Genomic DNA, 24,666 nt, shown 5'->3' with positions numbered 1-24,666 from the left:
GCGGGAAGCAACACCCGGTGGGCCGTGGAAGGGGAGGGGAGAGGAGGGGGGTGGAGGACCCGCCGCACACCGCACGCGCGCTGTGGGCCCTGCTCGAACCGCTCCACGCGGTGACCTACTTCGCGCCGGAGGCCCGGCAGGCATTCGAGGACGCGGGGCTGCGCGGCTTCTGGCGCGGCTACTTCGCCGGACGCGCCGCGCCGCTGGGGGAGACCGGGCCGGAACCGGCCACGGCCGCGTTCTTCGGCTTCGCCCCGGCCATGGTCGCCCGGGCCCTGCCCGGTCTCTGGGGGGCGGTGACGCCCGAACGAGCCCTGGAGGCGCGGCGGACCGGAGCCGGTGCGGCGCTGCGGCGCCTGCTGTCCGGGTACGGCCGTGAGGCGCAGGAGGCAGCCGGCCTCCTGCTGCCCGTGGTCCGGGATCTGGACTGCGCCGGGCGGGTGCTGGCCGCGGCCAACCGGGCGCTGTCCGTCCCGCCGGACCCGGTGGAGCGCCTGTGGCACGTGGCGACCGTACTGCGCGAGCACCGCGGTGACGGACATGCCGCAGCCCTGGTCGCCGCGGGGTTCGACGGCTGCGAGATCCTCGTCCTGCGGGCGGGCATCGACCTCCCCCGCGCCGAGCTCCAGCCCTACCGGGGCTGGAGCGACGACGCGTGGCTGGCCGCCGGGCGCCGGCTGGCCGCCCGGGGTCTGCTGGACCCCGGGGGCGGGGCGACGACGGAGGGGCGGCGGGCCCACCGCGCCGTCGAGGAGGCGACCGACCGTGCCGCCGCGCGTCCCTGGCAGGGGCTGGACGGGGCCGCGCGGGACCGGCTGCGCCGGCTGCTCACCCCCCTGGCCCGCGCGAGCGCCGCGGCGCTGCGGTTCCCCAACCCGATGGGGCTTCCGGCGCCGGAAGGGGAGATGACGGACGCCTCCGGCCCCGAAGTGCCCGGAAGGGGCCGGGGCGCATAGCGCGCACGGCCGGGCGCGCTGTGCGCGGTCGGCTCGCGCAGGCGCTCCACGGCCTTCCTCCCGGCCCCGGCCAGGTCCCTTTCCGGCCCCGCCGTACGACGGCCGGTGGTGCACCACCGATCTCGGCGCAGGACACCGGGGACGGGTCTGGAGACCCGACCGGGGCGAGACCGCGGCCCCGGATTCAAGATCGCTAAACACCTGGCGGTCAAGAGCATCCGATGGTGTGGGAAGAACCGGACCGCCATGGTCCCCGCCCCCGGTGCCCGCCTAGCGTGCTGCTCGACCACCGAGGGTCCCGCGTCCCCACGCCGGGGAGCCGGGCCCTCGCCGTATGCCGTACCCCGCACACGCCCACCCGAAGGAGACACGGCCGATGTCGGTAGAAGCAGCCGGTGAAGCGCGGCAGGACCAGAGCCACAGCCTCGGCACCGCCGCCGCGCGGAACCTCGCCACCACCACCAAGTCCGTCCCCCAGATGCAGGGGATCACCTCGCGCTGGCTGCTCAAGGTACTCCCCTGGGTGCAGACCGAGGGCGGTGTCTACCGTGTCAACCGCCGCCTGACCTACACAGTCGGTGACGGCCGCATCGAGTTCGTGAAGACCGGCTCCCGAGTCCAGGTCATCCCGCGGGAGCTGGGCGAACTCGCGGTACTGCGCGGCTTCGGGGACGTGGGTGTGCTGACGGCCCTGGCCAACCGCTTCGTCCAGCGCGAATTCGAGGCGGGCGAGGTGCTCGCGGAGGAGGGCGCCGCGGCCGACCACATCTGCCTGATCGCGCACGGCAAGGTGCTGAAGACCGGCAGCGGCCCGTACGGCGAGCCCACCCGCCTGGGCGTGCTCGGCGACGGGGACCGTTTCGGCGAGCAGGGCCTGCTCGACGGCGAGGCGGTCTGGGAGTACACCGCCAAGGCCGTGACCGGTGGCACCCTCCTCACCCTGCAGCGGCGGGAGTTCACCTCCGTCATGGAGAGCTCGACCGCCCTGCGTGACCACGTCGCGCAGTTCGCCGCCCTCCCCCGGCAGCGGCAGAACGAACGGGGCGAGGCCGAGATCGCCGTGGCGTCCGGCCACAGCGGAGAGCCCGAACTGCCCGGTACGTTCGTGGACTACGAACTCCGTCCGCGCGAGTACGAACTCAGCGTCGCCCAGACCGTGCTGCGCGTCCACACCCGCGTGGCGGACCTCTACAACAAGCCGATGAACCAGACCGAACAGCAGTTGCGGCTCACCGTCGAGGCGCTGCGCGAGCGGCAGGAGCACGAGCTGATCAACAACCCCGAGTTCGGCCTGCTGCACAACGCCGAGTACAGCCAGCGGATCCAGACCCACTCCGGACCGCCGACCCCGGACGACCTGGACGAGCTGCTCAGCCGCCGCCGCGGCTCGAAATTCCTCCTGGCCCACCCGCGAACCATCGCCGCCATCGGCCGCGAGATGAACGCCCGCGGCCTCTATCCCGACCACGTGGACCTGATGGGCAACCACGTCCCGGCCTGGCGGGGCGTGCCGATCCTGCCGTGCAACAAGATCCCCGTGACCAAAGAGCGCACCAGCTCCGTCATCGTCATGCGTACGGGGGAGGACGACCAGGGCGTCATCGGCCTGCACCAGACCGGGATCCCCGACGAGTACGAGCCCGGCCTGTCGGTGAGGTTCATGGGCATCGACGAGAAGGCGATCATCTCCTACCTCGTCACGGCCTACTACTCCGCCGCGGTGCTCGTGCCCGACGCGCTCGGCGTCCTGGAGAACGTCGAGATCGCCCGCGAAGGGGAGTGAGGGGCGTTCCGGGACGACACGGGGAGAGCGAGGCGCGCATGCCGCGGCCCTTCGAACTGCCGGACTTCTACGAGCCGTACCCGGCGCGGCTGAACCCCCACCTGGAGTCGGCCAGGACACACTCCAAGCAGTGGGCCCGGCGGATGGGGATGATCGAGGGCTCCGGGATCTGGGACGAGGACGACTACGACTCCCATGACTACGCCCTGCTGTGCGCGTACACCCACCCGGACGCGTCCGCCGATCGGCTGGCCACGGTGACCGACTGGTATGTATGGGTGTTCTTCTTCGACGACCACTTCCTGGAGAGCTTCAAACGCGACCGGGACACCGCGGGTGCCAGGGAGTACCTGGAGAGGCTGCGGGCCTTCATGCCGGTCGGCCCCGGCGGGACGGCCCGGGGCGCCGACATCCCCGGCGCGCCGGAGAACGCGGTGGGGCGGGGGCTGGCCGACCTGTGGACCCGTACGGTCCCGGCCATGTCGGAAGGCTGGCGCCGCCGGTTCGCGCAGGCCACCCGCCATCTGCTCGAGGAGAGCATGTGGGAGCTGGCCAACATCAGCGAGGGGCGGATCGCCAACCCCCTGGAGTACATCGAGATGCGCCGCAAGGTCGGCGGTGCTCCCTGGTCGGCGGGCCTGGTGGAGTTCGCGGCGGAAGCCGAGGTGCCCGGGGCGGTCGCGGCGAGCCGCCCGGTCCGGGTGCTCAGGGACGCCTTCTCCGACGCGGTGCACCTGCGCAACGACCTGTTCTCCTACCGGCGTGAGGTCGAGGACGAGGGCGAACTCTCCAACGGCGTCCTGGTCTTCGAGACGTTCCTCGGCTGCGGCACCCAGCAGGCCGCCGACGCCGTCAACGACCTGATCACCTCCCGGCTCCACCAGTTCGAGCACACGGTCCTCACCGAACTGCCGCCGTTGTTCGCCGAACACGGTCTGGACCACACGTCCCGCGCCTGCGTACTCGCGTACGCCAAGGGCCTCCAGGACTGGCAGGCGGGCGGCCACGAGTGGCACATGCGCTCCAGTCGTTACATGAACGACGGCCCGGCCGGTGAGCGCGGCGCCCCCTTGCCGGGCGGGGCGGGCCTCCCTCACGGGCCCACCGGCCCGGGCACCTCGGCCGCCCGCATCGCAGCCTCGGTGGCGTCCACCCTGCCGGCCAGACTCAGAAGCCATGCGTACCCTCCGTACGAGAGGGTCGGGCCGGTGCGCGTGCCCAAGCCGCGCATGCCGTACACCGCCCGGCTCAGCCCTCATCTGGAGGCTTCCCGTGAGAACGTCGTGGGCTGGGCGGACCGGATGGGGATGCTGGACGCCGTGCCCGGTGTCCCCTTCTCCGGCATCTGGGACGAGCACAAGCTGCGGGCCTTCGATTTCGCCCTCTGCTCGGCCGGGATCCACCCCGACGCCTCGCCCGTGCAACTGGACCTGACCACGGGCTGGCTCACCTGGGGCACCTACGGCGACGACTACTACCCGGTCGTCTTCGGACGCACCGGCGACATGGCGGGCGCCAAGGTGTGCACCGCGCGTCTGTCTTCCTTCATGCCGGTGGATTCCGGTGACATCCCGGCGCCGGAGAACGCGCTGGAACGGGGCCTGGCCGACCTGTGGGCCCGAACGACGGGCCCGATGGCCGTGGACGCCCGCCACGCCTTCCGCGGCACCATCGAGGAGATGACCGGCAGCTGGCTGTGGGAGCTCGCCAACCAGGCGGCGCACCGGGTCCCGGACCCGGTCGACTACGTGGAGATGCGCAGGAAGACGTTCGGCGCGGAGTTCACGATGAGCCTGTCCAGGCTCTCCCACGGCAGAACGGTGCCGGCCGAGATCTACCGGACCCGTCCGGTCATGGCGATGGAGCACGCGGCGGGGGACTACGCGGGCCTGCTCAACGACCTGTTCTCCTACCGGAAGGAGATCGAGTTCGAGGGCGAGATCCACAACTGCGTGTTCGTCGTGCGGAACTTCTTCGACTGCGGCACCGCCGAGGCCCTGAAGATCGTCGGGGATCTGGTCGACTCCCGGATGCGGGAGTTCGAGCGCGTCGTCTCCACCGAGCTGCCCCGGATGTTCGAGGACCTCGCCCTCGACGCCGAGGTCCGCGCCACGCTCACAGGCTACGCGCGGGAGCTCCAGCACTGGATGGCTGGCATCCTCGTCTGGCACCAGGGATGCCGACGCTACACGGAGTCCGAGCTGCGCCGCCCGGTGGGAGGGCCGCCGCGCCTCCCTCACGGGCCCACCGGCCCGGGCACCTCGGCCGCCCGTGTCGCGGCGGTGTTCGGCAGGGCCCGCGAGGCGGTGCGGGTGCCGGAGCCGTGGGGCGGCCACGCATGGAACGAGGCGGGTGAAGCATCCGTGTGACATGGAGTGCGTGATTTACCGGGAAGAGGACGGCACGGCCCGGCGGGTCGGCTGCGAGCGGCCCGACGAAGCGGGGCGGAAGGTGCTCAAGCACCTGCGCGATCTGGGTGAGGGGGAGTTCGGCTGGGTGCGCCTTGACTCCCCCACCGGGCGCGAGGTGGCCGAGCTGACCGCCGAGCTGGGGCTGCACCCGCTGGCGGTGGAGGACGCGGTCCACGCGCGCCAGCGCCCCAAGCACGAGCGGTACGGTGATGTGCACGCGGTGGCGCTGAGGACGCTGTGGTACATCGGGAAGGGGCCGGAGGCGGAGACGGGGGAAGTGGAGACGGGGGAGGTGATGGTCTTCCTCGGCCCCCGCTTCGTGATGACCGTCCGCCACGGGCCGGCCGACCCGGCCGCCGAGGCCGCCCGCCGGCTGGCCGCCGGCCCGGCGACGCTGCGTTTCGGCCCCGCCTCGGTCCTGCACGCCGTCCTGGACGTGGTGGTGGACGCCTACGGCGACGCCGCCGGCAGGGTGCGCAACGACCTCACCCGGTTGGAGCGCTGCGTCTTCTCCCCCTCCCGCGACGACCTGACCGAGGAGATCTACTCGCTCAAACGGGAGGTCCTGGAGTTCCGCGACGCCGTCCGGCCCCTGGTCCCGGTGGCGCAGGAGTTCGCCGCCGAGCCGCGGTCGCGGTGGCCGCAGGGGGCGCTGCCCTACTTCCGGGACGTGGCCGACCACCTGCACCGCACCGACACCGAGGTCCGGTCCCTGGACGAGCTGCTCAACTCCGTGCTCGACGCCCACTTGGCCAGGGTGGGCACCTGGCAGAACGACGACATGCGCCGCATCTCGGCATGGGCGGCGATCCTCGCGATCCCCACCATGGTCGCCGGCCTGTACGGCATGAACTTCGAGCACATGCCGGAACTGGAATGGGACTTCGGCTATCCGCTGGCCGTGGCCGCGATGGCCGCCGCCTCCGGCTTCCTGTACCGGGCCTTCCGCCGCAACGGATGGCTGTGACGGCCGGTACGGGCCACCCGAACGCCCCGAAAGGGGTCTTGCAGGGTTTTCGTCCAGTGAGGGAGGCAACGCGGAACAGAGTCGAACCCTTCCCCAAAAGGAGTCCCCGTGGCTGTCACCGCCTTTGTGATACCTCCTCTGCTGCTGTGCGTGATGCTGGCCCTCGGGCGGTACGAGGAGCGCATGCTGGGCGAGGCCGATCCGGAGCTCGCCGCCGGGGCCCCGCGCGAACGCCACCTGCGGGCCGTGCCGGACTTTCCGGAACGCGAGCCGTCGCGTTCCGCCGCCCCGCGCGAGGACGAGCGCGCCGCGTGAGACGCGGCCACTGCGGGACCGGGAACCCTGCCGGACCCCGCCCCCGTACCGGCGCGAGCCGGCCGGCCGAACCGCCGGGCGATCCGTGCCGGAACAAGGCCGCCGCTTCCCGGGAAGCGGCGGCCTTGTTCCGTTCCGCGGCGCGCCTCTCGGCCCCGGCCCCGGCCCCGGATCCCCCGGGCGACCGCCGCGGACCGGGGAGACGCCGTTTCCCGCGCGTGCGGGCGGTCATACGCTCAGGTTGGGCCGTGTGTCGAGCCCCGCGGCGTCCGCGAGCGGACGCCGAAGGAGCGCCGGGAGGCCGGGGCAGCGGCGGGCAGTGGGCGTGCGGAGGCCCGAGGCGGAAGGATCCGGTCGTTCGGGGCGCATGTGGCGATCCGCCCCGGGCACGCGGTCTGTCATGGGAACACTGAACCGTTGGGAACGCAAGGTCGAGACCTGGGAGCACTCACTGCTGGCCAGGATGTTCCGCAGGGAACCGGTCGAGCTCCTCGACGCACTGCGGCGCGAGTGCGACGGCCACGCCGTGGTGTGCAGCCACAGCCGTGTGGTGGTTCCCAACGCCTACGAGGTCGAGCTCTCCGTCGCGGCGCACGGGAAACTGGTCCGGCGTGGCGGCCAGATAGGCCAGCTCCTGGCGGACAGTCTGGCACGCCACGGGGAGAGGAAGGGATACGAGTGGGCCGGCCCGCTCACCGTCCGCGTCACCGTCTGCGACGACCTGCCCAACGGCCGCTACCGCGTGACCGGCAGCCCCACGCCCAACGTCCGCGCCGACGCGTTCACCGGGCACGGAGATCCGGCCTCCGCCCCGGCACGCTGACCGCGTACCCGTCGCGCCTCCCGGCACAGAGCCTGCGCTCCCCGGCCGTTCACCGGCACCGGAACCGGACTACCGGCGCAACCGCGTATGGGAGGACGGTGGTCGGACGGCCTCGCGGTGAGGCGTCCCCGCACGCCCTGAACCTCACGGCACGCCGGGTGTGACAAGCAGGAAAGGGGTGCGGCGAGCCCCCCAGTAGAGCAGTGCCTCCCAGCCGCACCCGGTCAGATGCTCCGCACACACCCTCAGCTCCCTTTCGGCCCGCTCGCGTCCGGCGCAGGCGGCGGGGCCCCGCCATTCCACGCGTACCGCGCCCGGTTCACCGGAGTCGATGACGCGGTACCCCGCCCGGGTTCGGCGTCCGCCCGCGTCCACCGCCGACGGCGTTACGCCCGCGGCCTCCAGGGCCAGGGACACCGCCCAGACCATCCGCGTCCGCTCCCAGGGCGCCGGGGCGCCCGGACCGGTACCGGCGGAGCCGTCCGTGACACGGCGTATCTCCAGCACCCCGGCCCAGGCGCGGGCCACGGCGGCGGCGCGCCGCCCGGGGGCCTCCTCCTCCGGCGGTCCGTCGCCGGTCGCCGCGGCGAACGCGCCGGAACCCGCGGGCCCGGCCTGCCCGGCGGGAGCGGGCGGGGCGGCCGGAGGCTCGGACACGGCCGGAACCGACTCCTCGCGCAACTCCTCGCGCACCGCCCGCCCCGCCTCGGTCAGGTAGTACCTGCCCGCCGGGCCGTACGACACGGCCAGGCCCCTGCCCCGCAGCGCGGCACCCGTCGCCGGACTCCCCGCCAGCTCTCCCGTCGTGGGATCGGAGGCCAGGACCGCCCGCCGCTGCGCGGGGGTGAGGGACTTCGCCGTCGACCGCTGCGACACCGCACACCTCCCCGCGGGCTTCCCCGCCCGGCGCGGGTGAGCCCGTGGGGACCAGTATCCGGGCAGACGCCGCGGAAGCCCTCCGCCGGCGTCGGCGGAGGGCGGCCCGGAGGCGTCGGCAGCAGCGGCTGTGCGGGTGCTCCTCCCGGTGCCGGGCGCGCCGCCGCTCGTAGTCGCGCCGGGAGGAGACCGGCTCGTCCGGGTGCTCGCGCAGGTGCCTGAGGCGGAAACGCCCGTAGTCCGCCTCACCGGAGAACTCGCGCAGATACCGGCGGACACCCGCAGCAGCCGGGCCACCCCGCCGAGCATCGTGGCCGTCATCGCTCGCCCGCCCCCACCGGCTCCCTGCCCTTCTCCCTCCCCGCGCCCGACGACCACGAGGCCGGGGCCTCGATCCGGGACTCGACGCAGGGCGCCTCGGCGGTCGGCAGCGGTCCGGCGGACCGCACGCACACCACGGCCGCGTTGGCCATCACCGTGGCGACCACCAGCAGGAACAGCGCTGTGATCACGCCGTCCATGTTCTTGGCCGGAGCCAGAACCTGGCCGTCGCGGTGGCCGACCCGATCGGCGTGTGGCTCCTCAACCAGGCACCCGCCGAACGCGGGACGGTCTTCGGCGACGGCGACGGCCGCAGCGGAGCCGACACCGACACCCGCGCCGTCCTGGAGGCGGCACTGAGGGCCCTGGCCCGCCTGCCCGGTCCGGTGGTGCGCCTGGACCTGTCCGGCACCGACTTCCTGGACACCGCGGCCGTCGCGGCGCGGGCGGGGCCGCCGGCTGATCCTGCACCGTCCGCCGCACTCCCTGCGGCGCGTGGCCGTGATGTTCCCCGTGGAGTGCGGCGGGCTGGAGATCGCCTCCCGACCTCCTCCGCCCCCCCGTCCGGGCGGGGGCGGACCGGTACGCGGCGGGGGACGGCTCACAGGCCGTCCTCCACCGCGTCCGTCACCGCCCCCGGCCGGCCCGCAACGGGCGGGCGGCACCGGGCCGTCACGCCCCGGCGGCGCGGGCCGGCCCGTCTCCGGGGACGGCGCATTCGAAGGAGTGCGGATACGGGTCGACCGGGCGGACGGGACCGGTGGCCGGACAGACTCCGGTCAGCCGCTCGGCCATGCTGCGCCCGGTGTGCCCGGCACCTCCGGTGCCGAGAAGAGGAGCGCCGGGTCCGTCGCTGCGGTGAACCGCGTCGAGGAGGTCGCCGACGGTGTCCTGCGGGTGCCGTCGCCGTTCCGCCCCGGGAGGTTCCCGGCGCCGCCCTCCCGCCGCCGCACGGGCGGCGGGGAGCGGTTCCACCGGTTCACGCACCGACTCGGTTCCTGCGGCGGGGCAGGCCGGTCAGCGCGGCGCCACAGGCGCGCCGTCACGCTCCCAGCGGTAGAAGCACCGCGCCATGGCGTCCTTCGGGCCACGCCAGGTCTCCGGGTCGTACGGCCGGACGTACGCCGTCAGCCGCTCGCTGACGGCGCGGAACTCCGGATGGTCCACGGCCCGGGCGATGGCCGGTCCGGGATCCCGCTCGCTCTCGATGAGGTGCATGTACACGTCGCCGAACTGGAAGAGGCTGCGCCGGGCGACGCCCACCAGGTGCGGCAGCTCGCCGCGGTCGGACTCGTCGAACACCTTCGCGATGTCCGGCGCCGCCCCCGGTTCCATCCGGGCGACGATCAGGGTGTGGTGCACGAAAGGGGTCCCTTCTCAGTCGGCCATCGCCGCGGGTTCGCCTGCTTGCCGGGCGCGCTGCTCGATCCGGTCCCGGATGAGGGCCATCTGGACGCGGGAGTTGCGGTTGATGTTCCGCGTCATCCACGTGTCGTCGACCGGTGCGTCCGGCTTCATCGCGAAGTCCTGCGTCCAGCGCATGCGCACTCCCTCGGGGACCTGCGTGTACTCCCAGCGGATGTCCATGTACTGGAAGGGGCCCGTCTCCACGCGGTGGGCCCGCACGGTGAGGGCGTCGCGGTCGGCGGTCCGCTCCGACACCCAGCTCCACACCGTGCCGTTCTCGTCCGGGTGCATGGTCAGGCGGAAGGTGGTGGTGTCGCCGTCGCGGGAGAGGATCTCGACGGAGGCGTACTCGCTGAACAGCCGCGGCCAGTTCTCGATGTCGTTGGTCATGTCCCAGACGAGGTCCAGGGGCGCGGCGATGACGATCTCGTTCTCGGTGTGCCCGGCCATCTCACGCCTCCGCTGTCAGGACGCCGTTGACGAAGTCGAGGAACTCGCGGGGAGTCCTGCACTGCTCGGCCCGCTCCGGCATGTCCCGGCCGTAGCGCTTCTCCAGCTCGCCCACGACGCCCAGCAGCCCGAGCGAGTCGAGACCGAAGGCGTCGAAACCGGAGCCGGCCCGTTGCCGCAGGTCATCGGGGTCGACGGCGACGCCCGCCGTCTGCTTCATCAGCGCGGTCAGTTCTTCGACGGTCACCTGGCCCGTCATCTGGTCGGTCATGCGGATGCACTCCTTCGATCGGTGGGGTGTCCGGCGCCGCGCCGCAGCACGAGCGCCGCGTTCGATCCCATGAGCCCCCGGCTGAGGACCAGGGCGGTGCGCAGCTCCGCGGAGCGCGCCCGGCCGGTCACCAGATCCAGGTCATGGCAGACGTCGAGGACGTTGGGTGTGGGGGGTACCAGGCCGTGCTCCATGGCGAGCACGGCCGCCGCGGCGTCCAGCACGGGCGCCCCGCAGTAGGCGCGGCCGGTCCCCGTCTTCGGAGCGGTGACGGGCACGCGCCGGCCGTGCGGGCCCAGGGCGTCGGTGATCGCCAGTGCCTCGGCCCGGTCGGCCTCGGCCGTACCGAGGGCGTCGGCGAACACGACGTCGACCTCCTCGGGCGCGCAGCCCGCCTCCGCCAGCGCGGCGCCGATCGCCCGGGCCAGCCCCTCGCGGGACTCCCCCCAGCGTGACGCTCCGGTGAAGGTGGCGGCGTGGCCGGCCACCGCGGCCCGGGGCTCGGCACCGCGGTCGAGGGCCGCGCCCTCCTCCTCCAGCACGAGCATCGCCCCGCCCTCGGCGGGAACGAAGCCGCGGGCGGCCGCGGTGAAGGGGCGGTAGGCGCGTTCGGGGTCGCCCTCGGTGCTGAGCTCGGGGTAGCCCAGCTGGCAGACCATCGAGTACGGGGCCAGCGGCGCCTCGGCCGCACCGGCGACGACGGTGTCGGTGCCGCGCGCCACGGCGCGGGCGGCGTGCGCCAGGGCGTCCAGACCGCCCGACTCGTCGGCGGCCACCACGCCGCAGGGCCCCTTGAAGCCGCCGCGGATGGAGATCTGGCCGGTGCTGGCCGCGTAGAACCAGGCGATGGACTGGTACGGGCCGACGTGGCGAGATCCCCGCCCCCACAGCTTCTGCAGCTCGCGCTGCCCGAACTCGCCACCGCCGGAACCCGCGGCGGTGACCACGCCCACCGAGTACGGGGAGCCGATGTCGGCGCGGCCGAGCCGGGCGTCCTCCAGGGCGAGCGAGGTGGCGGCCATCGCGAAGTGGGTGAACCGGTCGGTCTGGACGAGGTGGCTGCCCTCGATCACGGCGGCCGGATCGAAGCCCCGGACCTCGCCCGCGACCTTAAGCGGCAGATGGCCGCAGCCCTCCCGGGAGACGCGGTCCAGGAGGCTGTGGCCCTCCGCGGCCGACTTCCAGAAGGCCTCCGCGCCGACTCCGCCCGGTGACACGACTCCGATGCCGGTGACGACCGCGTGCCGGACGCCTCGCGGTTTCATGATGCCCTCCCGCCCGGCCCGCTCAGTACCACCGCGGACTGGAAGCCGCCGAAGCCGCTGCCCACCGACAGCACGTTCCGCAGCCTCCGCTCACGTGCCGCGCGCGGCACGTAGTCCAGGTCGCACTCGGGGTCCGGGGTCTCGTAGTTCGCGGTGGGCGGTACCACCTGGCGGTCCAGGGCCAGGACGCAGGCGGCCACCTCGATGGAGCCGATGGCGCCGAGGGAGTGGCCCACCATGGATTTGATCGAGCTCATGGGTGTGTCGTAGGCGTGGGAGCCCAGGGACCGCTTGACCGCCGCGGTCTCGTGGCGGTCGTTCTGCCGGGTGCCCGAGCCGTGCGCGTTGACGTAGTCGATGTCCGAGCCGTCCAGGCGGGCGTGGTCCAGAGCGGTGTCGATCGCCCTCGCCATCTCCAGACCTTCGCTGGTCAGCCCGGTCATGTGGTAGGCGTTGCCGTAGGTGGCGTAGCCGATGACCTCGCAGTACACGCGCGCGCCGCGGGCCCGGGCGTGCTCCAGTTCCTCCAGCACCAGCACCGCGCCGCCCTCTCCCATCACGAAGCCGTCGCGGTCGGCGTCGAACGGCCGGGACGCGTGCGCGGGGTCGTCGTTGTTCGGGGAGGTGGCCTTGATGGCGTCGAAGCAGGCCATGCTGATCGGCGAGATCGGGGAGTCCGCCGCGCCGGCGAGGCAGACGTCCATGCGGCCCTCCCCGATGGCGTGGAAGGCGTAACCGAGGGCGTCCAGCCCGGAGGTGCAGCCGGTGGAGACGGTCTGCACCGGGCCGCGTGCGCCGAACTCCTCGGCGACCGCCGAGGCGAGCGTGCTGGGCGAGAACGCGCGGTGCAGATGCGGGCCGGCCTGCCGGTGGCCGACGTCCCAGCGGGAACCGCGCTCGCTGACCAGGACGTAGTCGTGCTCCAGACGGGTGGTGCCGCCGACCGCGGTGCCCAGGCTGACACCCAGACGCCAGGGGTCCTCGCGCTCCGTCTCCAGACCGGCGTCGCCGACCGCCTCCGCCGCGGCGACCAGCGCGAACTGCGCGTAGCGGTCGCAGCGCTCGGCCTGCTCCACCGTCAGGCCGTGCGCCAGTGGCTCGAAATCGCACTCCGCGGCGATCCGTGAGCGCAGGCCCGCGGGGTCGAAGAGGGTGATGCCCCGGGTCGCGGTACGACCGTTCGCCAGGAGGTCCCAGAACGCCGGGACGCCGATACCGCCCGGTGCCACCACGCCCAGGCCGGTGACGGCCACGCGTCGCGTCACGAGGACGCTCCGGTGGGCTGCGCCGCCCGGTCGCCGGCGGCCTGGCCGGCCGCGGTCTCCTCGGTGTCGACATGTCCGAGCTCCGGACGGGGGGCCAGCGGTCCCAGGTGGAAGACGAGGCGGGCCTCGGTGTCGCCGACGTTGCGGAACCGGTGCCGCGTGTACGCGGGGATCATCAGGCCCTGGTCGGGGGCGAGAGGGTGGGGTTCCCCGTCCAGATCCACCTCGAGGCGGCCGCTGACGACGTACACGAACTCCTCGGAGTACGGGTGGTAGTGCTCGCCGATGCGGTCGCCGGGCTCCACGATGGCCAGGCCCATGAAGCCGCTGGTGGAGCCGACGGTGGTGGGGGTGAGCATGGCGCGCAGGTCGCCTCCGCGCCTGCGGTTGGGCGTGGTCTCCGAGAGGTCGACGATGCGTGGGGACTGCTGGGTCATGGTCGTTCGCTCCGTGGGAGTGGAAAGGGGGCGGGCGGTGTGCGGGCGGGACCGGCCGGCGCTGCGGCCGGCGGGGGTCAGGAGTGCGGTGCTCTCCGGTCGGCGAGCAGGCGCATGCCGGCGTGCGCCAGCAGGCGCAGGAGGTCGCGCTCGTCCGCCGGGGGGTGGTCGAGGCCGAGCGCCCCGAGGTCGAGCAGGCCGGCGGCCTCGGTGAGGGCGCCGGGTTCCCCGAGACCGAGGACCCGGGCGGGAGCGGAGTCCGGTTCGGCATCCGCCTCGACCATCCGTACGACGATGTCGTCGCGCTGGAAGACGGTGACGGCGCGGACCGGGTCGTGCGGGTCGTCCGCGGCTGTCTCCTCCTGCCGGGCGATCAGCCGCGCCAGGTCCGTGCCGCGGCCCTCCCGGGCCGGGTAGCACAGAGCGTGCCGCCGCGCCCGGGGCGATCCCGGCCCGCCGGACGCGGTGCGGTGCACGGCCGGCATCGCCGCACGGGTGAGGAAGACCCGGGCGGACTGCGGATCGCCGAGGTCCCGCTCCCGCTCCAGGTGGGGGGCGAGGGCCTCCTCGACCGCACGGACCTCGGGCCGGCCGATGGCGTGGCCGAGCGCGGCCGACAGGTCGCCTCGCACCTCGACGGTCTGCACGACCCTGTTGCCGTACAGGAACACCGAGGTGCGCAGCAGCCGGGTGGCGTCGTCCACCCCGGGGCCGGGCGGGGCGAAGCCGGACAGGATCTCCGCGACCTTGGACTCGCTGCCGGGCCGGACGGTGTAGGTCAGGGCGTGGTGCACCGTGCCGTCGCCCAGGCGGACGGGCGGCCGCGGCCGCTCCCCGCCCGGAGCGGCCGCGGTGTGCCCGCCGCGGGTTTCCCTGAGGATGCCGAAACGCAGCGGCCGCATGGTGCGGACGCAGGCGCGCAGCGGTCTGACCGTCTCCAGGTGCTCCTCGCTGTTCACCCAGGCGAGGAAGGGCGGTGCGCTCTCCCACTCGCTGGTGATGAGCCACTGGGACGGGTTCTCGATGGACTGGCAGAGCTGGTCGCTGATGTGACCGGGCACGGAGGCCACCTGGGCGCACATGCGTTCGTAGGCGTCGAGGAAGCGCTGCTGGGCTCCCTCCTGAAGGTCCACCAGCAGGACGGCCCGGAGCCGGGAGCCGTCGAACACCGACTGGGAGACACGGCCCGGCACCTGGGGCGCGCGATCCGAGACCGCCATCCTGTGAACCTTTCCGTTGGCGAACGATGGGACTGCCGAGAGCGTTGACTCGGCGTCAGTCGTCATGAGAACTGATCATGTGATGCCCTTTCCGGACTCGCAAACCGTCGGAATCAACCGGGTGAAGGGCGGGCGAAAGGGACACCTCGGTGGCATCCATAACCGTCCGGGGCGTGCGTGTGCGCGTACCGGTGGAATCGATGTGCTGGAGGAAAGACATGAACGAAGAAGCCGACCACAGGACTCCCGTCCTCATCGTCGGTGGTTCCCTGGTGGGCCTGTCCGCCTCGCTGTTCCTCGGCCGCCTCGGTGTGCGGCACACACTTGTCGAACGGCATGCGGGGACCTCGACCCACCCGCGGGGACGCGGCAACAACGTACGGACGATGGAACTGTTCCGGGTGGCGGGCGTCGAGCCGGGGATCAAGGAGGCGGCGTCGGCCCTGTCCGGCAACCACGGCATCCTCCAGACCCCCTCGCTGACCGGGGACGAGGGCCGGTGGCTCTTCCAGGAGATCGATCCGGACGGCGCGCTCGCCCGCGTCAGCCCCAGCGCGTGGTGCCTGTGCAGCCAGAACGACCTCGAACCGGTCCTGCTGGAGCGCGCCCGCGAACTCGGCGGTGACCTGCGATTCTCCACCGAGCTGATGACGTTCGAGCCGGACCCGGACGGAGTCACGGCCGTGGTCAGGAGCAGGGAGACCGGGGAGCACACCACCGTCCGCGCCGACTACCTCGTCGCCGCGGACGGCCCGCGCAGCCCGGTGCGCGAGAGCCTCGGCATCGGCCACAGCGGCCCCGGCGACCTGTTCCACAACGTCAGCGTCACCTTCCGCTCCCGCGGGCTCGCCGACGTGGTGGGCGACCGGCGCTTCGTCATGTGCTACCTGACCGGCCCCGGCGCGGACGGGGCGCTGCTGCCGGTCGACAACCGGGAGCACTGGGTCTTCCACACGCCCTGGCACCCCGAGAACGGCGAGACGCTGGAGGAGTTCACCGACGAGCGGTGCGCCGAGCACATCCGCCGCGCGGTCGGCGTGCCCGGGCTCGACGTGGAGATCACCGGAAGGGCGCCGTGGCACGCGGCGGAACGGGTGGCCCTGCGGTACGGAGCCGGCCGCGTCCTCCTGGCCGGCGACTCGGCCCACGAGATGTCCCCCACCGGCGCCTTCGGCTCCAACACCGGCATCCAGGACGCGCACAACCTGGCGTGGAAGCTGGCCGCCGTGCTCGGGGGCTGGGCCGGACCGGGCCTGCTGGAGACCTACGACGCCGAGCGCCGCCCGGTCGCACAGGCCACCGCCGCCCGCGCCTCGGCGCGTTCCGCGGAGCACAAGCACCCCGGCTACACCCCGGCCCCCGGCACGGAGGGCCGCGGTCCGCAGGGCGGCATCCTCGCCGTGGCCGTCGGATACCGCTACCCGCGGGGCGCCGTCGTGGGCGCCGAACCCGACGCGCCACCCGTCCCCGGGGACCTGCGGCTGACGGGCGAGCCGGGCAGCCGGGCACCCCACATGTGGCTGAGCCGCGCCGGGGAGCGGATCTCGACCCTGGACCTGTACGAGCGTTCCCTGGTCCTGATCACCGGAGCCGGTACGGCGGCCGGGTGGTACGAGGCGGCCGGCCGGGTCGCCGAGAAGCTGTCCGTGCCGCTGACGCCGTACCGGATCGGAGCCGGGGCGGATGCCGACCTCGTACCCGAGGAGGGCGCGGACTGGGCGCGTACCCACGGCACGGAGCCGGACGGCGCGGTACTGGTGCGTCCCGACGGGTTCGTGGCGTGGCGTTCGGCCGGGCCGGTCCCGGAACCGGAGGAGATGCTGCGCCGGGCCGTCTCGACGGTGCTGGCGCTGGACTGACGGCCCCCGGCCGCTGGGCTCCTCCGCCCGGCCGGCCCGCGGGGATCACCCGGTGGGCCGGCCGGGCCGGCGGAAGCAGGCGGTGACGGCCTTGCCGCCCGTGCAGGTGCGGGCCTCCCACTCGTCGGCCAGAGCGTCGACGAGGAACATGCCGCGCCCCGACGTCCGTTCGGCACTGGGGGAGCGGGGCGCGGGGAGGGCGGCGCAGGAGTCGCGCACGCTCACGTGCAGGCACCGGTTGTCCCACGTCAGCACCAACTGGGCGGTGCTGTGCGCGTGCACGTGCGCGTTGGTCACCAGTTCCGAGACGGTCAGCAGCACCGCGTCCACCGTCTCCGGAGCCGATTCCGTCCATCCCAGCGACTCCAGATGACCGCGCGCCCATTCCCGCGCGGCCTTCACCCCGCTGGCCACCGGCAGTGACCGCGCCCACCCAACGGCCCGCAGCGACGACTCGCACACGACGGCCCACCTCCCTGCTCGCTGCGGGACTTCTACCCCCGGCGGGCCGGTGCAATGGCGCGGTGCGCGCGGCACCGGCGGTACATCGGCGGGACATGGCCGGTCTGCGCCTGCGCCCGGGAGGTGATGGCATGTCGCGCGGTGCCGGGGGGCACGAGCCCTCCATGCGTTTGGCGGTTGTGGACGTGGGATCCAAGACGGTGCGGCTGGTGGTGGCCGACTGCGGCGGTGACATACCGCTGCCGGTGCACACGGCCAAGCGGCGCCTGAGGCTGGCCGAGCACGTGGAGCCGGACGGACGGCTCGGCGAGCGGGCGGTGGACGCCGTGGTGGCCGCGGTCGCCGAGGCGAGGGAGGAGTCCGCCCGCTGGGGGGTGGAGCAGCCCTCCGCCTTCGCCACCGCGGTCATCCGGGACGCGCCCAACCGCCACCAGGTCCTGGAGGCCGTCCACAGCGGGGCCGGGGTGCCCCTGTGCGTCATGTCGGGTGTGACGGAAGGGGAGTTGTCGTTCCTGGCGGCCCGGCAGTGGATGGGCTGGCAGGCCGGCCCGATGGTGCTGCTGGACATCGGCGGCGGCTCGCTGGAGGTGGCCTTCGGCCGGGACAGGACCCCCGGCTTCGTGGCCTCCCTTCCACTGGGCGCGGGACGGATGACGCGCGAGTACTTCGGGGAGGCGGACCCTCCGCCGGCCGGCGCGATCAGGGCGCTGAGACGCCGCGTACGCCACGAGCTGCGGGACGTGGCGGTCCGGATCCACTGGGAGCGCCCCCGTACCGCCGTGGCCGTCTCGCGCACCTTCCAGCAGTTGGCCCGGCTGTGCGGGGCCCCACCCGGGAAGCTGGGGCCCTTCGTCACACGCCGCATCGAGCGCGGGGACCTCAAGGCGGCCGTGGAGCGGCTGGCCTCGCTGCCCGCGGCCGCCCGCGCGGAGCTGCCCGGTATCTCCCCCGCCCGCGCCCGGCAGTCCCTGGCCGGAGCCGTGATAGCGCACACGGCCATGCGGTGCATGGAGATGGAGACCGTCACGCTCTCCCCGTGGGGTCTGCGCGAGGGTGTCATGCTCAGGCAGATCCGGGAGCAGGCCCCGCTGTGGCACGAGGCCCCGGCGGACGTGCGCCGGAGGGACCCGTCCGGCGCGGCGCCGTCCCCGACCCGGTCTCCGTCCGGCCGCCGCGGCCGGCCCGGTGAACGGGTGGTCAAGGACGTTGTGGTCCGGGAAGGTTGAGGGCCGGTCTCCGGCCGGGCTCACGGGGAGGGCAGTCGGCACCACACTGACGACGGAGGGTCCGTGATCCCGGGGACCGGGCCCGCCGGCCCCCAGGATGTCTCGATCTCGGTGATCAGGTTCCCGATCCGCTCGCGGATCTCGTCCCGGACGGGGCGGACGGCCGCCACTCCCTGTCCGGCCGTGACGTCCGCCCTGGCCTGCGAGCGCACCACCACCCTGACCTTCACCGCCCGCCGGCGACGACTTCGAACCGGCCGTCGCCGTCGCCACCTTCGGCGTCACCTCCGGCCAGGCCCTGGCCGGCGTCGTCGGCCCCCTCATCGAGGTCCCCGTCCTCATCGCCCTGGTCCACGTCGCCCTCACCCTGCGCAAGGAGTCCACCGCCGGACAGCCCGGCCCCGGCGCGCGGGACACGGGGGTCTGACGCCACACGCGCCCTTCTCCGGCCATGGAGAAGGGCCTCTCACCCTGCCCGGACCGGCGGCCGCCGGTCCGGGCAGGGTGAGAGGCTGGAGGGAGAGGACGAACACAAACGCGCAACCACCGCCGGCCGGCATACGGAGGAGGTCGCCATGGCACCCGAGCCGCAACCCACCGCACGGGCACACCGCCCGGCCATGGCGATCACCGAGGCCGGGCGCAGCCGCGCCGTACTCGCCTTCTCCGGCCGACTGGACTCCGGAACACTCGGTGAGCTGGAGGAGCGGCTCGTTGACCCGCGGCTGCTCGGTGCCCACGAAGTGGTGCTGGAGATGGGCGATCTGGACCACCTCGACCTGGCGTGTGCCTACGCCCTGCTCCGCGCGGCCACCGGACGGCCGGAGAACGCCGTACTGACCGTCCGCGGAGCCGGCCGGACCCTCCGGCGGACCCTGCACGACGTCGGCCTGGACGCGGTCGCGGTGATCGAGGAGTGACAGCGTGCGTCCCGCCCGGACGCGCCCCGCACCGGCGCCCGGACCAGGAAGCGCACGCGGGCTGCGAAGCGGACGGGGCGGCCGAGGCGGGCCCGCTCCCCCTCGTGCCGGCAGGGCCGCCGATCTTTACGGGCCGCGGGCGGGACGCTACCGGCGGCCTCGCCGTTGTCAGCCCGACGCCGCCCGCTGGAGCCCCCACGCGCCGAACCGTGCTCGCAGCGGTTCCGATGTCCTTGTCCCTGACCCTCACCGGATGCGGTGCGGGCGGTGAGCCGGCCCCGTCGGCCGCCCCCGACCCCTCCGCCTCGGGAACCGCGCACCCCTCGAAGGCGGCGTCCGCCGGGCCGTCGGCGGTACCGACGGGGAAGACCTTCGCCTGGCCGGACGGCCTGAAGGCGACGGCGACGGTGCTGGGAAGGCTGCGTCCGGCCGGCCACACGGCGGACGTCCGGGGCGGCACGGTGGACGGCAAGCGGCTGGCCGGGGCCCGCGAGAAGCTGCTGGGGCGGAGCGGCGAACCGCCGGGGCTGCGCGTGAAGCTGACCAACGACGGCGACGCGTCCCTCGACCTGGACGCGGTCGAGGTCCAGTGGGTGGGGGTCGAGATCGGCGGCATGGCCCGGAAGGCCGCCGACGACGGCGGGTTCGAGGGCGAGCTGGCGCCGGGCGGGAGCGCGACGGAACTGAGCGCCTGGGCCGTGCCCGACATCGTGGCCGTCGGCTACCAGGTGCTCGTGTGGCCCGAGAGAGCCCGGAACGGCGCGGCCGGGCAGTTCTCCGGCACCGTGCGGGGCGCTTCCCTCCGCCCACCGCAGGGCGACGACCACGGCCACTCCGGCCACCAGGGCACGCAGGGCCCCGCCGTACGCCGGCCGGGCGGTGCACGGCGGGCCTGGAGCGCGGTGGGCGGTGTCCCCGGGGCGGATCAGCTTCCGAGGAGCTCGGCGAAGCGCTGCGCGCCGACGTTGCCGCCGGAGACGATGACGCCGATGCGGGGCGGGAGGGGGGCCAGGCGTCCGGTGAGCACGGCCGCCAGGGCGGCGGCGCCACTGGGCTCGACGACCGTTTTCAGCCGTTCGAAGGCCAGCCGCATCGCGTCGCGGATCCGGCCGTCGTCGACCAGGACGATCTCGTCGACCAGCCTGCGGTTGACGGAGAAGGTCAGCTCCCCGGGCGTCTCCGCGGCCAGACCGTCGGCGATGGTGCGCGGCACGGGGATCGAGACACGCCCTCCCGCCTCCAGCGACCGCCGGGTGTCGTCCCCGGCCTCAGGCTCGACGCCGATCACCCGGATCCCGGGCAGCAGGCCCTTGGCGGCCGTGGCGCTGCCGGCGATCAGTCCGCCGCCGCCGACCGGAGCCACCAGGGCGTCGAGCTCGCCCACCTCCTCGATCAGTTCCAGCGCGGCGGTGCCCTGGCCGGCGATGATGTGCGGGTGTTCGTAGGGCGGGATCAGAGTCAGCCCGCGCTCGGCGGCCAGCGCCCCGCCCAGGGCGACCCGGTCGCCGGTGTAGCGGTCGTAGGTGGCGATCTCCGCGCCGTATCCGGCGGTGGCCTCCAGCTTGGAGCGGGGGGTGTCCTCGGGCATCAGGATCACCGCGGTGGTGCCCAGCTCCCGCGCTGCCAGGGCGACGGCCTGTGCGTGGTTGCCCGAGGAGTAGGCGGCGATGCCCCGGGCCAGCTGCTCGGACGACAGGCGCGAGGCGGCGTTGTAGGCGCCGCGGAACTTGAAGGCCCCGACGCGCTGGAGGTTCTCGCACTTGAGGAAGACCTCCGCGCCGACGAGGGAGTCCAGGGTGCGTGAGCGCAGCACGGGAGTGCGGTGGGCGACGCCCTCGATCCGCGCGGCGGCGTCGCGGACGTCCTCCAGCGTGACCGGCGGTGTGCTCGTCATGTCGATGCTCCCTCAGGGGTTTCGGGGCAAGGGGGTGCCGGGGCGTCGGCGCGTCTACTCGAACCGTGAGGTGTCGCCCGCTCCCCGGCGTACGATCTCCACCCCGCCCCCGGAGAAGTCGACGACCGTGGTCGGCTCGGTGCCGCAGTCGCCCGAGTCCAGCACGGCGTCGACCACGTGGTCGAGCCGCTCCTTGATCTCCCAGCCCTGCGTCAGGGGCTCCTCCTCGCCGGGCAGGAGCAGGGTGCTGGACAGCAGCGGCTCGCCGAGCTCGTCGAGCAGGGCACGGGTGACGGCATGGTCGGGGATCCGGACCCCGACCGTCTTCTTCCTCGGGTGCAGCAGCTGGCGCGGCACCTCCTTCGTCGCGGGAAGGATGAAGGTGTAGCTGCCGGGCGTGGCCGCCTTGATCGCGCGGAACACGTCGTTGTCGATGCGCACGAACCGGCTCATCTGCGCGAAGTCCCGGCACACCAGGGTGAAGTGGTGACGGTCGTCGAGGTTCCTGATCGACCTGATCCGGGCGATGCCGTCGCGGTTGCCCAGCCGGCACCCCAGCGCGAAGCAGGAGTCCGTGGGGTACGCGACGAGCCCGTCGGAGCGGATGCCGTCCACCACGGTGCCGATGGTGCGCTGCTGGGGGTTGTCGGGGTGCACGTCGAAATACCTCGCCATCCCGCCGACCCTACGTGATCGGGCCACCGCTGCGGCTGTCAGTGGTGTGCGTCACAGTTGTCCATAGGGCCGCTCCCGGGCCGGGGCCGGAGGCGGCATCCGAGCGCGACCTCGGTTCGAGGAGGCGGTCCCATGGCACGCGCGTACGCGATCCAGGCCGAGGGCCTGGCCAAACACTTCAAGGACACCCGGGCGCTGGACGGTGTGGATCTGGAGGCCCGCACCGGGACGGTACTGGGACTGCTCGGGCCGAACGGAGCGGGCAAGACCACCGCCGTGCGGATCTTCGCCACCCTGCTCCAGCCGGACGCGGGGCGGGCCGAGGTCGCCGGCCACGACGTGGTGCGGGAGGCGGGAGTCGTGCGCTCCCTGGTCGGTCTGACCGGCCAGTACGCGGCGGTCGACGAGAACCTCACCGGCACGGAGAACCTGCTGCTGATCGGACGGCTGCTGGGGACACCGAGGCGCCAGGCCAAGGCCCGGGCGGCCGAGCTGCTGGAACGCTTCGGGCTGACGGGGGCGTCCGGGCGCGCGGTGAAGACGTTCTCGGGAGGCATGAGGCGCAGGCTGGACCTGGCGGCCAGCCTGGTGGGCCGGCCCAGCATCCTCTTCCTGGACGAGCCGACGACCGGCCTCGACCCGCGCAGCCGGGGGGAACTGTGGGACATGCTGCGCGGCCTGGTCGCCGAGGGCGTGACCGCACTGCTGACCACGCAGTACCTGAACGAGGCGGATCTGCTCGCCGACCGGATCGTTGTGATCGACAAGGGCAGGGTCATCGCCGAGGGAACCCCCGACGATCTGAAATCGCAGGTGGGCGGCCAGGTGCTCCAGGTGAGGCCGGTGCGGGAGCACGACCTGGCGGCCGCGCACTCCCTGGTGGCGCGGGCGGCCGGGCCGCAGACCCGGATCGAGGGGGAGGCGGTCACGGCGCCGGTCGGCGGTCCGGAGCTGATGCCCGCGGTGGTCCGCAGTCTGGACGGAGCCGGTATCGCGGTCGGCGAGCTGACCCTGCGCCGCTCGTCGCTGGACGAGGTCTTCCTCGCGCTGACCGGCCACCGTGCCGGGCCGGACGGAGGACGGCGGGGGGCGGACGCCCGCTCCGGTGAGCAGAGCGAGGAGAGGGCGGTGAGCGCGTCATGACCGACACGACAGCCGGCACCCCCGTCACGGCCGGCGGCAGGGTCCGCCCGGACGCCGGGCTGCGGCAGACCGCCACCATGGCGTGGCGGAGCCTCGTCGCCATCAAGCACAACCCGCTCGAACTCGTCGACTACAGCATCACGCCGATCATGTTCGTCTTCCTCTTCACCTATGTGCTCGGTGGCCAGATGGCCGGGTCGCCCGATGTCTACCTGACGTACGCCCTGCCGGGGATCATCGTCCAGAACACCCTGTTCATGACCACCTACACGGCGCTGGCCCTCAACACCGACCTCACCAAGGGCGTCTTCGACCGGCTGCGCAGCCTGCCGATAGCCCGTTCCGCCCCGCTGATCGGCCGGATCACCGCCGACCTGGCCAAGCACGTGTGGGCGATGCTCCTGATGATCGCCCTCGGCCTGGCGCTCGGTTTCCGCATCACCGGCGGCTTCGGCGGTTTCCTGGCGGGTGCGCTGCTGCTCGTCGTCTTCGCGGCGGCGGTGTCCTGGTGCGCGGTGCTGATCGGCATGCTGGCGGGTGACGCGGAGAAGGTCCAGGCGTTCGGCTTCACCCTGATCTTCCCCATCACCTTCACCAGCAGCGCCTTCGTCCTCGTCGACACCATGCCCGGCTGGCTCCAGGCCTGGGCGGACGTCAACCCGGTCACCCATCTGTCGGACGCGTACCGCGGTCTGCTGCTGGGCGGCGAGGTGGGTCCGCCGCTGCTGTGGTCGCTGGTCTGGGCGGCGGGGATAGCGGCGGTCTTCTATCCGCTGGCGATGAGGGCCTACCGGGCCAAGGCCTGAGGAGACGGGCTGCCCTTCCCGCCCGGCGCCGGTGCACGGCCGTTTTGGGCCGTCACCGGCGCCGCGTGGACCGGGACGGGGTTACTCTCCTCCGAGCGTGAACAGCAGGTAGAGGAAGAACGCGAAGAGGTGGCCCGCGACTATGTAGGCGAACAGGCGGAGGACGAGCCCGCGGGGGAAGCGGCCTTCGCCGCGCTCGACGCCGGTGTCTTCACTCTGCATGGGTGCCACCTTCCGAAGATCGCGATGAGTCGGTGTGTCGCCGGGCACCTTGCCGGACGGGTCGTTCCCCGCCGCCCGGACACAGATCGCCGATGTGGCTCTGCAGCAGCGTGTGGACGAAGAGCAGGTCGGCCCCCGCCGGGGGGACGGCGGTGATCCGGTGGGGGGTCCCACTGTCGTAGTGGGCCGAGTCGCCGGGGCCGAGAAGGTGTTCGTCGCTTCCCAGGACGAGGCGGAGGCGGCCGGTGAGGACGTACAGCCACTCCTCTCCGGCGTGGGTCCGGACCAGGTCGTTCTGGGTGTCCGGGGGGATGTGCACGCGCAGCGCCTGCATGGCCCGTCGTGACCCGCCGGCCTGCCGGTAGACCCAGCCGCCGGCCTCGACCGGTTCCACCCGCCCGGCCCGGATGACCGGGTCCCGGTCGGGGGGAGTCTCGCCCAGCAGGTCCGCGACCGTGGTGCCGTAGGTCCGGGCGAGGGCCAGGAGGAGCGGCAGCGACGGCTGGCGCTGCCCGGTTTCCAGACGGGACAGGTGCGCGGGGGACAGGTCGAGCCGCTCGGCGGCGGCCTCCAGGGTGAGTCCACCCCGCCTGCGAAGGTCGCGCAGGCGGGGCGCGACACTGGGCAGGCCCATGCCCGTATCGGGAGTTCTTCGGCCCATGCACCCATTGAGCCATGCTCTTTCCTGTCGG

At 73.5% G+C, this 24,666-nt stretch carries 26 protein-coding genes and 2 pseudogenes; 12 read left to right on the top strand and 16 right to left on the bottom strand.

All coding sequences use genetic code 11. From position 1 onward, the window contains the following. Positions 1 to 50 precede the first annotated feature (50 nt). The 6 genes from ACGRHY_RS00800 (at position 51) to ACGRHY_RS00775 (ending at position 7,255) form a co-directional block, all read left to right on the top strand. Entirely contained in the window at positions 51 to 956 is a 906-nt protein-coding gene (locus ACGRHY_RS00800; RefSeq protein ID WP_394633445.1) for an SCO6745 family protein, read from the top strand. A gap of 376 nt (positions 957 to 1,332) precedes the next feature. Continuing rightward, positions 1,333 to 2,739: a family 2B encapsulin nanocompartment shell protein gene (locus tag ACGRHY_RS00795; protein WP_394633444.1), complete on the top strand. Its 1,407-nt coding sequence runs from the start codon at positions 1,333 to 1,335 to the stop codon at positions 2,737 to 2,739. A gap of 38 nt (positions 2,740 to 2,777) precedes the next feature. Continuing rightward, the gene (locus ACGRHY_RS00790) at positions 2,778 to 5,108 is read left to right on the top strand and encodes a terpene synthase family protein (RefSeq protein ID WP_394633443.1); all 2,331 of its coding nucleotides are present in this window, start codon (positions 2,778 to 2,780) and stop codon (positions 5,106 to 5,108) included. Position 5,109: 1 nt separating this feature from the next. Next, entirely contained in the window at positions 5,110 to 6,117 is a 1,008-nt protein-coding gene (locus ACGRHY_RS00785) for a magnesium and cobalt transport protein CorA (protein ID WP_394633442.1), read from the top strand. 108 nt (positions 6,118 to 6,225) lie between these two features. Beyond that, positions 6,226 to 6,432, top strand: coding sequence for a hypothetical protein (locus tag ACGRHY_RS00780; protein ID WP_394633441.1), 207 nt, complete (start codon positions 6,226 to 6,228; stop codon positions 6,430 to 6,432). Between the two features lie 400 nt (positions 6,433 to 6,832). Continuing rightward, positions 6,833 to 7,255: a DUF3662 domain-containing protein gene (locus ACGRHY_RS00775; protein ID WP_394633440.1), complete on the top strand. Its 423-nt coding sequence runs from the start codon at positions 6,833 to 6,835 to the stop codon at positions 7,253 to 7,255. Between the two features lie 144 nt (positions 7,256 to 7,399). Here ACGRHY_RS00775 and ACGRHY_RS00770 read toward each other — a convergent pair whose 3' ends face one another. The 10 genes and pseudogenes from ACGRHY_RS00770 to ACGRHY_RS00725 form a co-directional block, all read right to left on the bottom strand. Continuing rightward, a complete protein-coding gene (locus ACGRHY_RS00770) occupies positions 7,400 to 8,131 on the bottom strand; it encodes a hypothetical protein (RefSeq protein WP_394633439.1) in 732 nt (243 codons plus the stop codon). Positions 8,132 to 8,261: 130 nt separating this feature from the next. Beyond that, positions 8,262 to 8,405: pseudogene (locus ACGRHY_RS00765) on the bottom strand (CstA-like transporter-associated (seleno)protein); the annotation flags it as partial. Between the two features lie 43 nt (positions 8,406 to 8,448). Next, a complete protein-coding gene (locus ACGRHY_RS00760) occupies positions 8,449 to 8,643 on the bottom strand; it encodes a hypothetical protein (protein ID WP_394633438.1) in 195 nt (64 codons plus the stop codon). A gap of 826 nt (positions 8,644 to 9,469) precedes the next feature. Continuing rightward, positions 9,470 to 9,814, bottom strand: coding sequence for a TcmI family type II polyketide cyclase (locus tag ACGRHY_RS00755; RefSeq protein WP_394633437.1), 345 nt, complete (start codon positions 9,812 to 9,814; stop codon positions 9,470 to 9,472). Positions 9,815 to 9,829: 15 nt separating this feature from the next. Next, entirely contained in the window at positions 9,830 to 10,309 is a 480-nt protein-coding gene (locus ACGRHY_RS00750; RefSeq protein WP_394633436.1) for an SRPBCC family protein, read from the bottom strand. Position 10,310: 1 nt separating this feature from the next. Further along, a complete protein-coding gene (locus ACGRHY_RS00745) occupies positions 10,311 to 10,580 on the bottom strand; it encodes an acyl carrier protein (RefSeq protein ID WP_394633435.1) in 270 nt (89 codons plus the stop codon). Further along, the gene (locus ACGRHY_RS00740; protein WP_394633434.1) at positions 10,577 to 11,845 is read right to left on the bottom strand and encodes a beta-ketoacyl synthase N-terminal-like domain-containing protein; all 1,269 of its coding nucleotides are present in this window, start codon (positions 11,843 to 11,845) and stop codon (positions 10,577 to 10,579) included. The genes ACGRHY_RS00745 and ACGRHY_RS00740 overlap by 4 nt, the downstream gene beginning before the upstream one ends. After that, complete coding sequence (locus tag ACGRHY_RS00735; protein ID WP_394633433.1) at positions 11,842 to 13,110, bottom strand: beta-ketoacyl-[acyl-carrier-protein] synthase family protein; 1,269 nt, start codon at positions 13,108 to 13,110, stop codon at positions 11,842 to 11,844. The genes ACGRHY_RS00740 and ACGRHY_RS00735 overlap by 4 nt, the downstream gene beginning before the upstream one ends. Then, a complete protein-coding gene (locus tag ACGRHY_RS00730) occupies positions 13,107 to 13,547 on the bottom strand; it encodes a cupin domain-containing protein (protein WP_394633432.1) in 441 nt (146 codons plus the stop codon). Before ACGRHY_RS00730 ends, ACGRHY_RS00735 begins: the two co-directional genes overlap by 4 nt. A 77-nt stretch (positions 13,548 to 13,624) precedes the next feature. Further along, the gene (locus tag ACGRHY_RS00725; protein WP_394633431.1) at positions 13,625 to 14,767 is read right to left on the bottom strand and encodes a SchA/CurD-like domain-containing protein; all 1,143 of its coding nucleotides are present in this window, start codon (positions 14,765 to 14,767) and stop codon (positions 13,625 to 13,627) included. A gap of 218 nt (positions 14,768 to 14,985) precedes the next feature. On the opposite strand from ACGRHY_RS00725, the gene ACGRHY_RS00720 reads away from it, so the two are divergent. Continuing rightward, entirely contained in the window at positions 14,986 to 16,626 is a 1,641-nt protein-coding gene (locus ACGRHY_RS00720; protein ID WP_394633430.1) for an FAD-dependent oxidoreductase, read from the top strand. A 45-nt stretch (positions 16,627 to 16,671) separates the two neighbouring features. Here ACGRHY_RS00720 and ACGRHY_RS00715 read toward each other — a convergent pair whose 3' ends face one another. Next, positions 16,672 to 17,088 (bottom strand): ATP-binding protein, encoded by a 417-nt coding sequence (locus ACGRHY_RS00715; protein WP_394633429.1) that lies wholly within the window; start codon positions 17,086 to 17,088, stop codon positions 16,672 to 16,674. A gap of 164 nt (positions 17,089 to 17,252) precedes the next feature. Between ACGRHY_RS00715 and ACGRHY_RS00710 the strand changes: the two genes are divergently transcribed. Next, positions 17,253 to 18,314, top strand: coding sequence for a Ppx/GppA family phosphatase (locus ACGRHY_RS00710; RefSeq protein WP_394633428.1), 1,062 nt, complete (start codon positions 17,253 to 17,255; stop codon positions 18,312 to 18,314). Between the two features lie 20 nt (positions 18,315 to 18,334). Here the strand turns inward: ACGRHY_RS00710 and ACGRHY_RS00705 are convergent, their stop codons facing one another. Beyond that, positions 18,335 to 18,529, bottom strand: coding sequence for a hypothetical protein (locus ACGRHY_RS00705; RefSeq protein ID WP_394638209.1), 195 nt, complete (start codon positions 18,527 to 18,529; stop codon positions 18,335 to 18,337). Here ACGRHY_RS00705 and ACGRHY_RS00700 point away from each other — a divergent pair. Both ACGRHY_RS00700 and ACGRHY_RS00695 read left to right on the top strand, forming a co-directional pair. Next, a pseudogene (locus ACGRHY_RS00700) lies at positions 18,510 to 18,741 on the top strand (arsenic resistance protein); the annotation flags it as partial. The gene ACGRHY_RS00705 and the pseudogene ACGRHY_RS00700 sit on opposite strands and share 20 nt — an antisense overlap. Before the next feature lie 148 nt (positions 18,742 to 18,889). Then, positions 18,890 to 19,234: an STAS domain-containing protein gene (locus ACGRHY_RS00695; RefSeq protein WP_394633427.1), complete on the top strand. Its 345-nt coding sequence runs from the start codon at positions 18,890 to 18,892 to the stop codon at positions 19,232 to 19,234. A gap of 925 nt (positions 19,235 to 20,159) precedes the next feature. On the opposite strand, the gene ACGRHY_RS00690 is transcribed toward ACGRHY_RS00695, so the two are convergent. Both ACGRHY_RS00690 and ACGRHY_RS00685 read right to left on the bottom strand, forming a co-directional pair. Next, on the bottom strand, positions 20,160 to 21,128 hold the full coding sequence (locus ACGRHY_RS00690) for a pyridoxal-phosphate dependent enzyme (protein ID WP_394633426.1): 969 nt from the start codon (positions 21,126 to 21,128) through the stop codon (positions 20,160 to 20,162). Between the two features lie 54 nt (positions 21,129 to 21,182). Continuing rightward, positions 21,183 to 21,803, bottom strand: a complete 621-nt coding sequence (locus tag ACGRHY_RS00685; protein ID WP_394633425.1) for an L-threonylcarbamoyladenylate synthase — start codon at positions 21,801 to 21,803, stop codon at positions 21,183 to 21,185. Between the two features lie 132 nt (positions 21,804 to 21,935). On the opposite strand from ACGRHY_RS00685, the gene ACGRHY_RS00680 reads away from it, so the two are divergent. Both ACGRHY_RS00680 and ACGRHY_RS00675 read left to right on the top strand, forming a co-directional pair. Further along, positions 21,936 to 22,946 (top strand): ATP-binding cassette domain-containing protein, encoded by a 1,011-nt coding sequence (locus tag ACGRHY_RS00680; protein WP_394633424.1) that lies wholly within the window; start codon positions 21,936 to 21,938, stop codon positions 22,944 to 22,946. Continuing rightward, positions 22,943 to 23,752: an ABC transporter permease gene (locus ACGRHY_RS00675; protein WP_394633423.1), complete on the top strand. Its 810-nt coding sequence runs from the start codon at positions 22,943 to 22,945 to the stop codon at positions 23,750 to 23,752. Before ACGRHY_RS00680 ends, ACGRHY_RS00675 begins: the two co-directional genes overlap by 4 nt. A gap of 81 nt (positions 23,753 to 23,833) precedes the next feature. Here the strand turns inward: ACGRHY_RS00675 and ACGRHY_RS00670 are convergent, their stop codons facing one another. Beyond that, positions 23,834 to 23,974 (bottom strand): DUF6126 family protein, encoded by a 141-nt coding sequence (locus ACGRHY_RS00670; protein ID WP_394633422.1) that lies wholly within the window; start codon positions 23,972 to 23,974, stop codon positions 23,834 to 23,836. Further along, the gene (locus ACGRHY_RS00665; RefSeq protein ID WP_394633421.1) at positions 23,964 to 24,608 is read right to left on the bottom strand and encodes a helix-turn-helix domain-containing protein; all 645 of its coding nucleotides are present in this window, start codon (positions 24,606 to 24,608) and stop codon (positions 23,964 to 23,966) included. The genes ACGRHY_RS00670 and ACGRHY_RS00665 overlap by 11 nt, the downstream gene beginning before the upstream one ends. Positions 24,609 to 24,666: the final 58 nt, after the last annotated feature.

It is taken from the genome of Streptomyces shinuiensis, assembly GCF_043660855.1.
Classification (GTDB): Bacteria; Actinomycetota; Actinomycetes; order Streptomycetales; family Streptomycetaceae; genus Streptomyces.
This window is presented reverse-complemented; position numbering and strand designations above follow the sequence as displayed.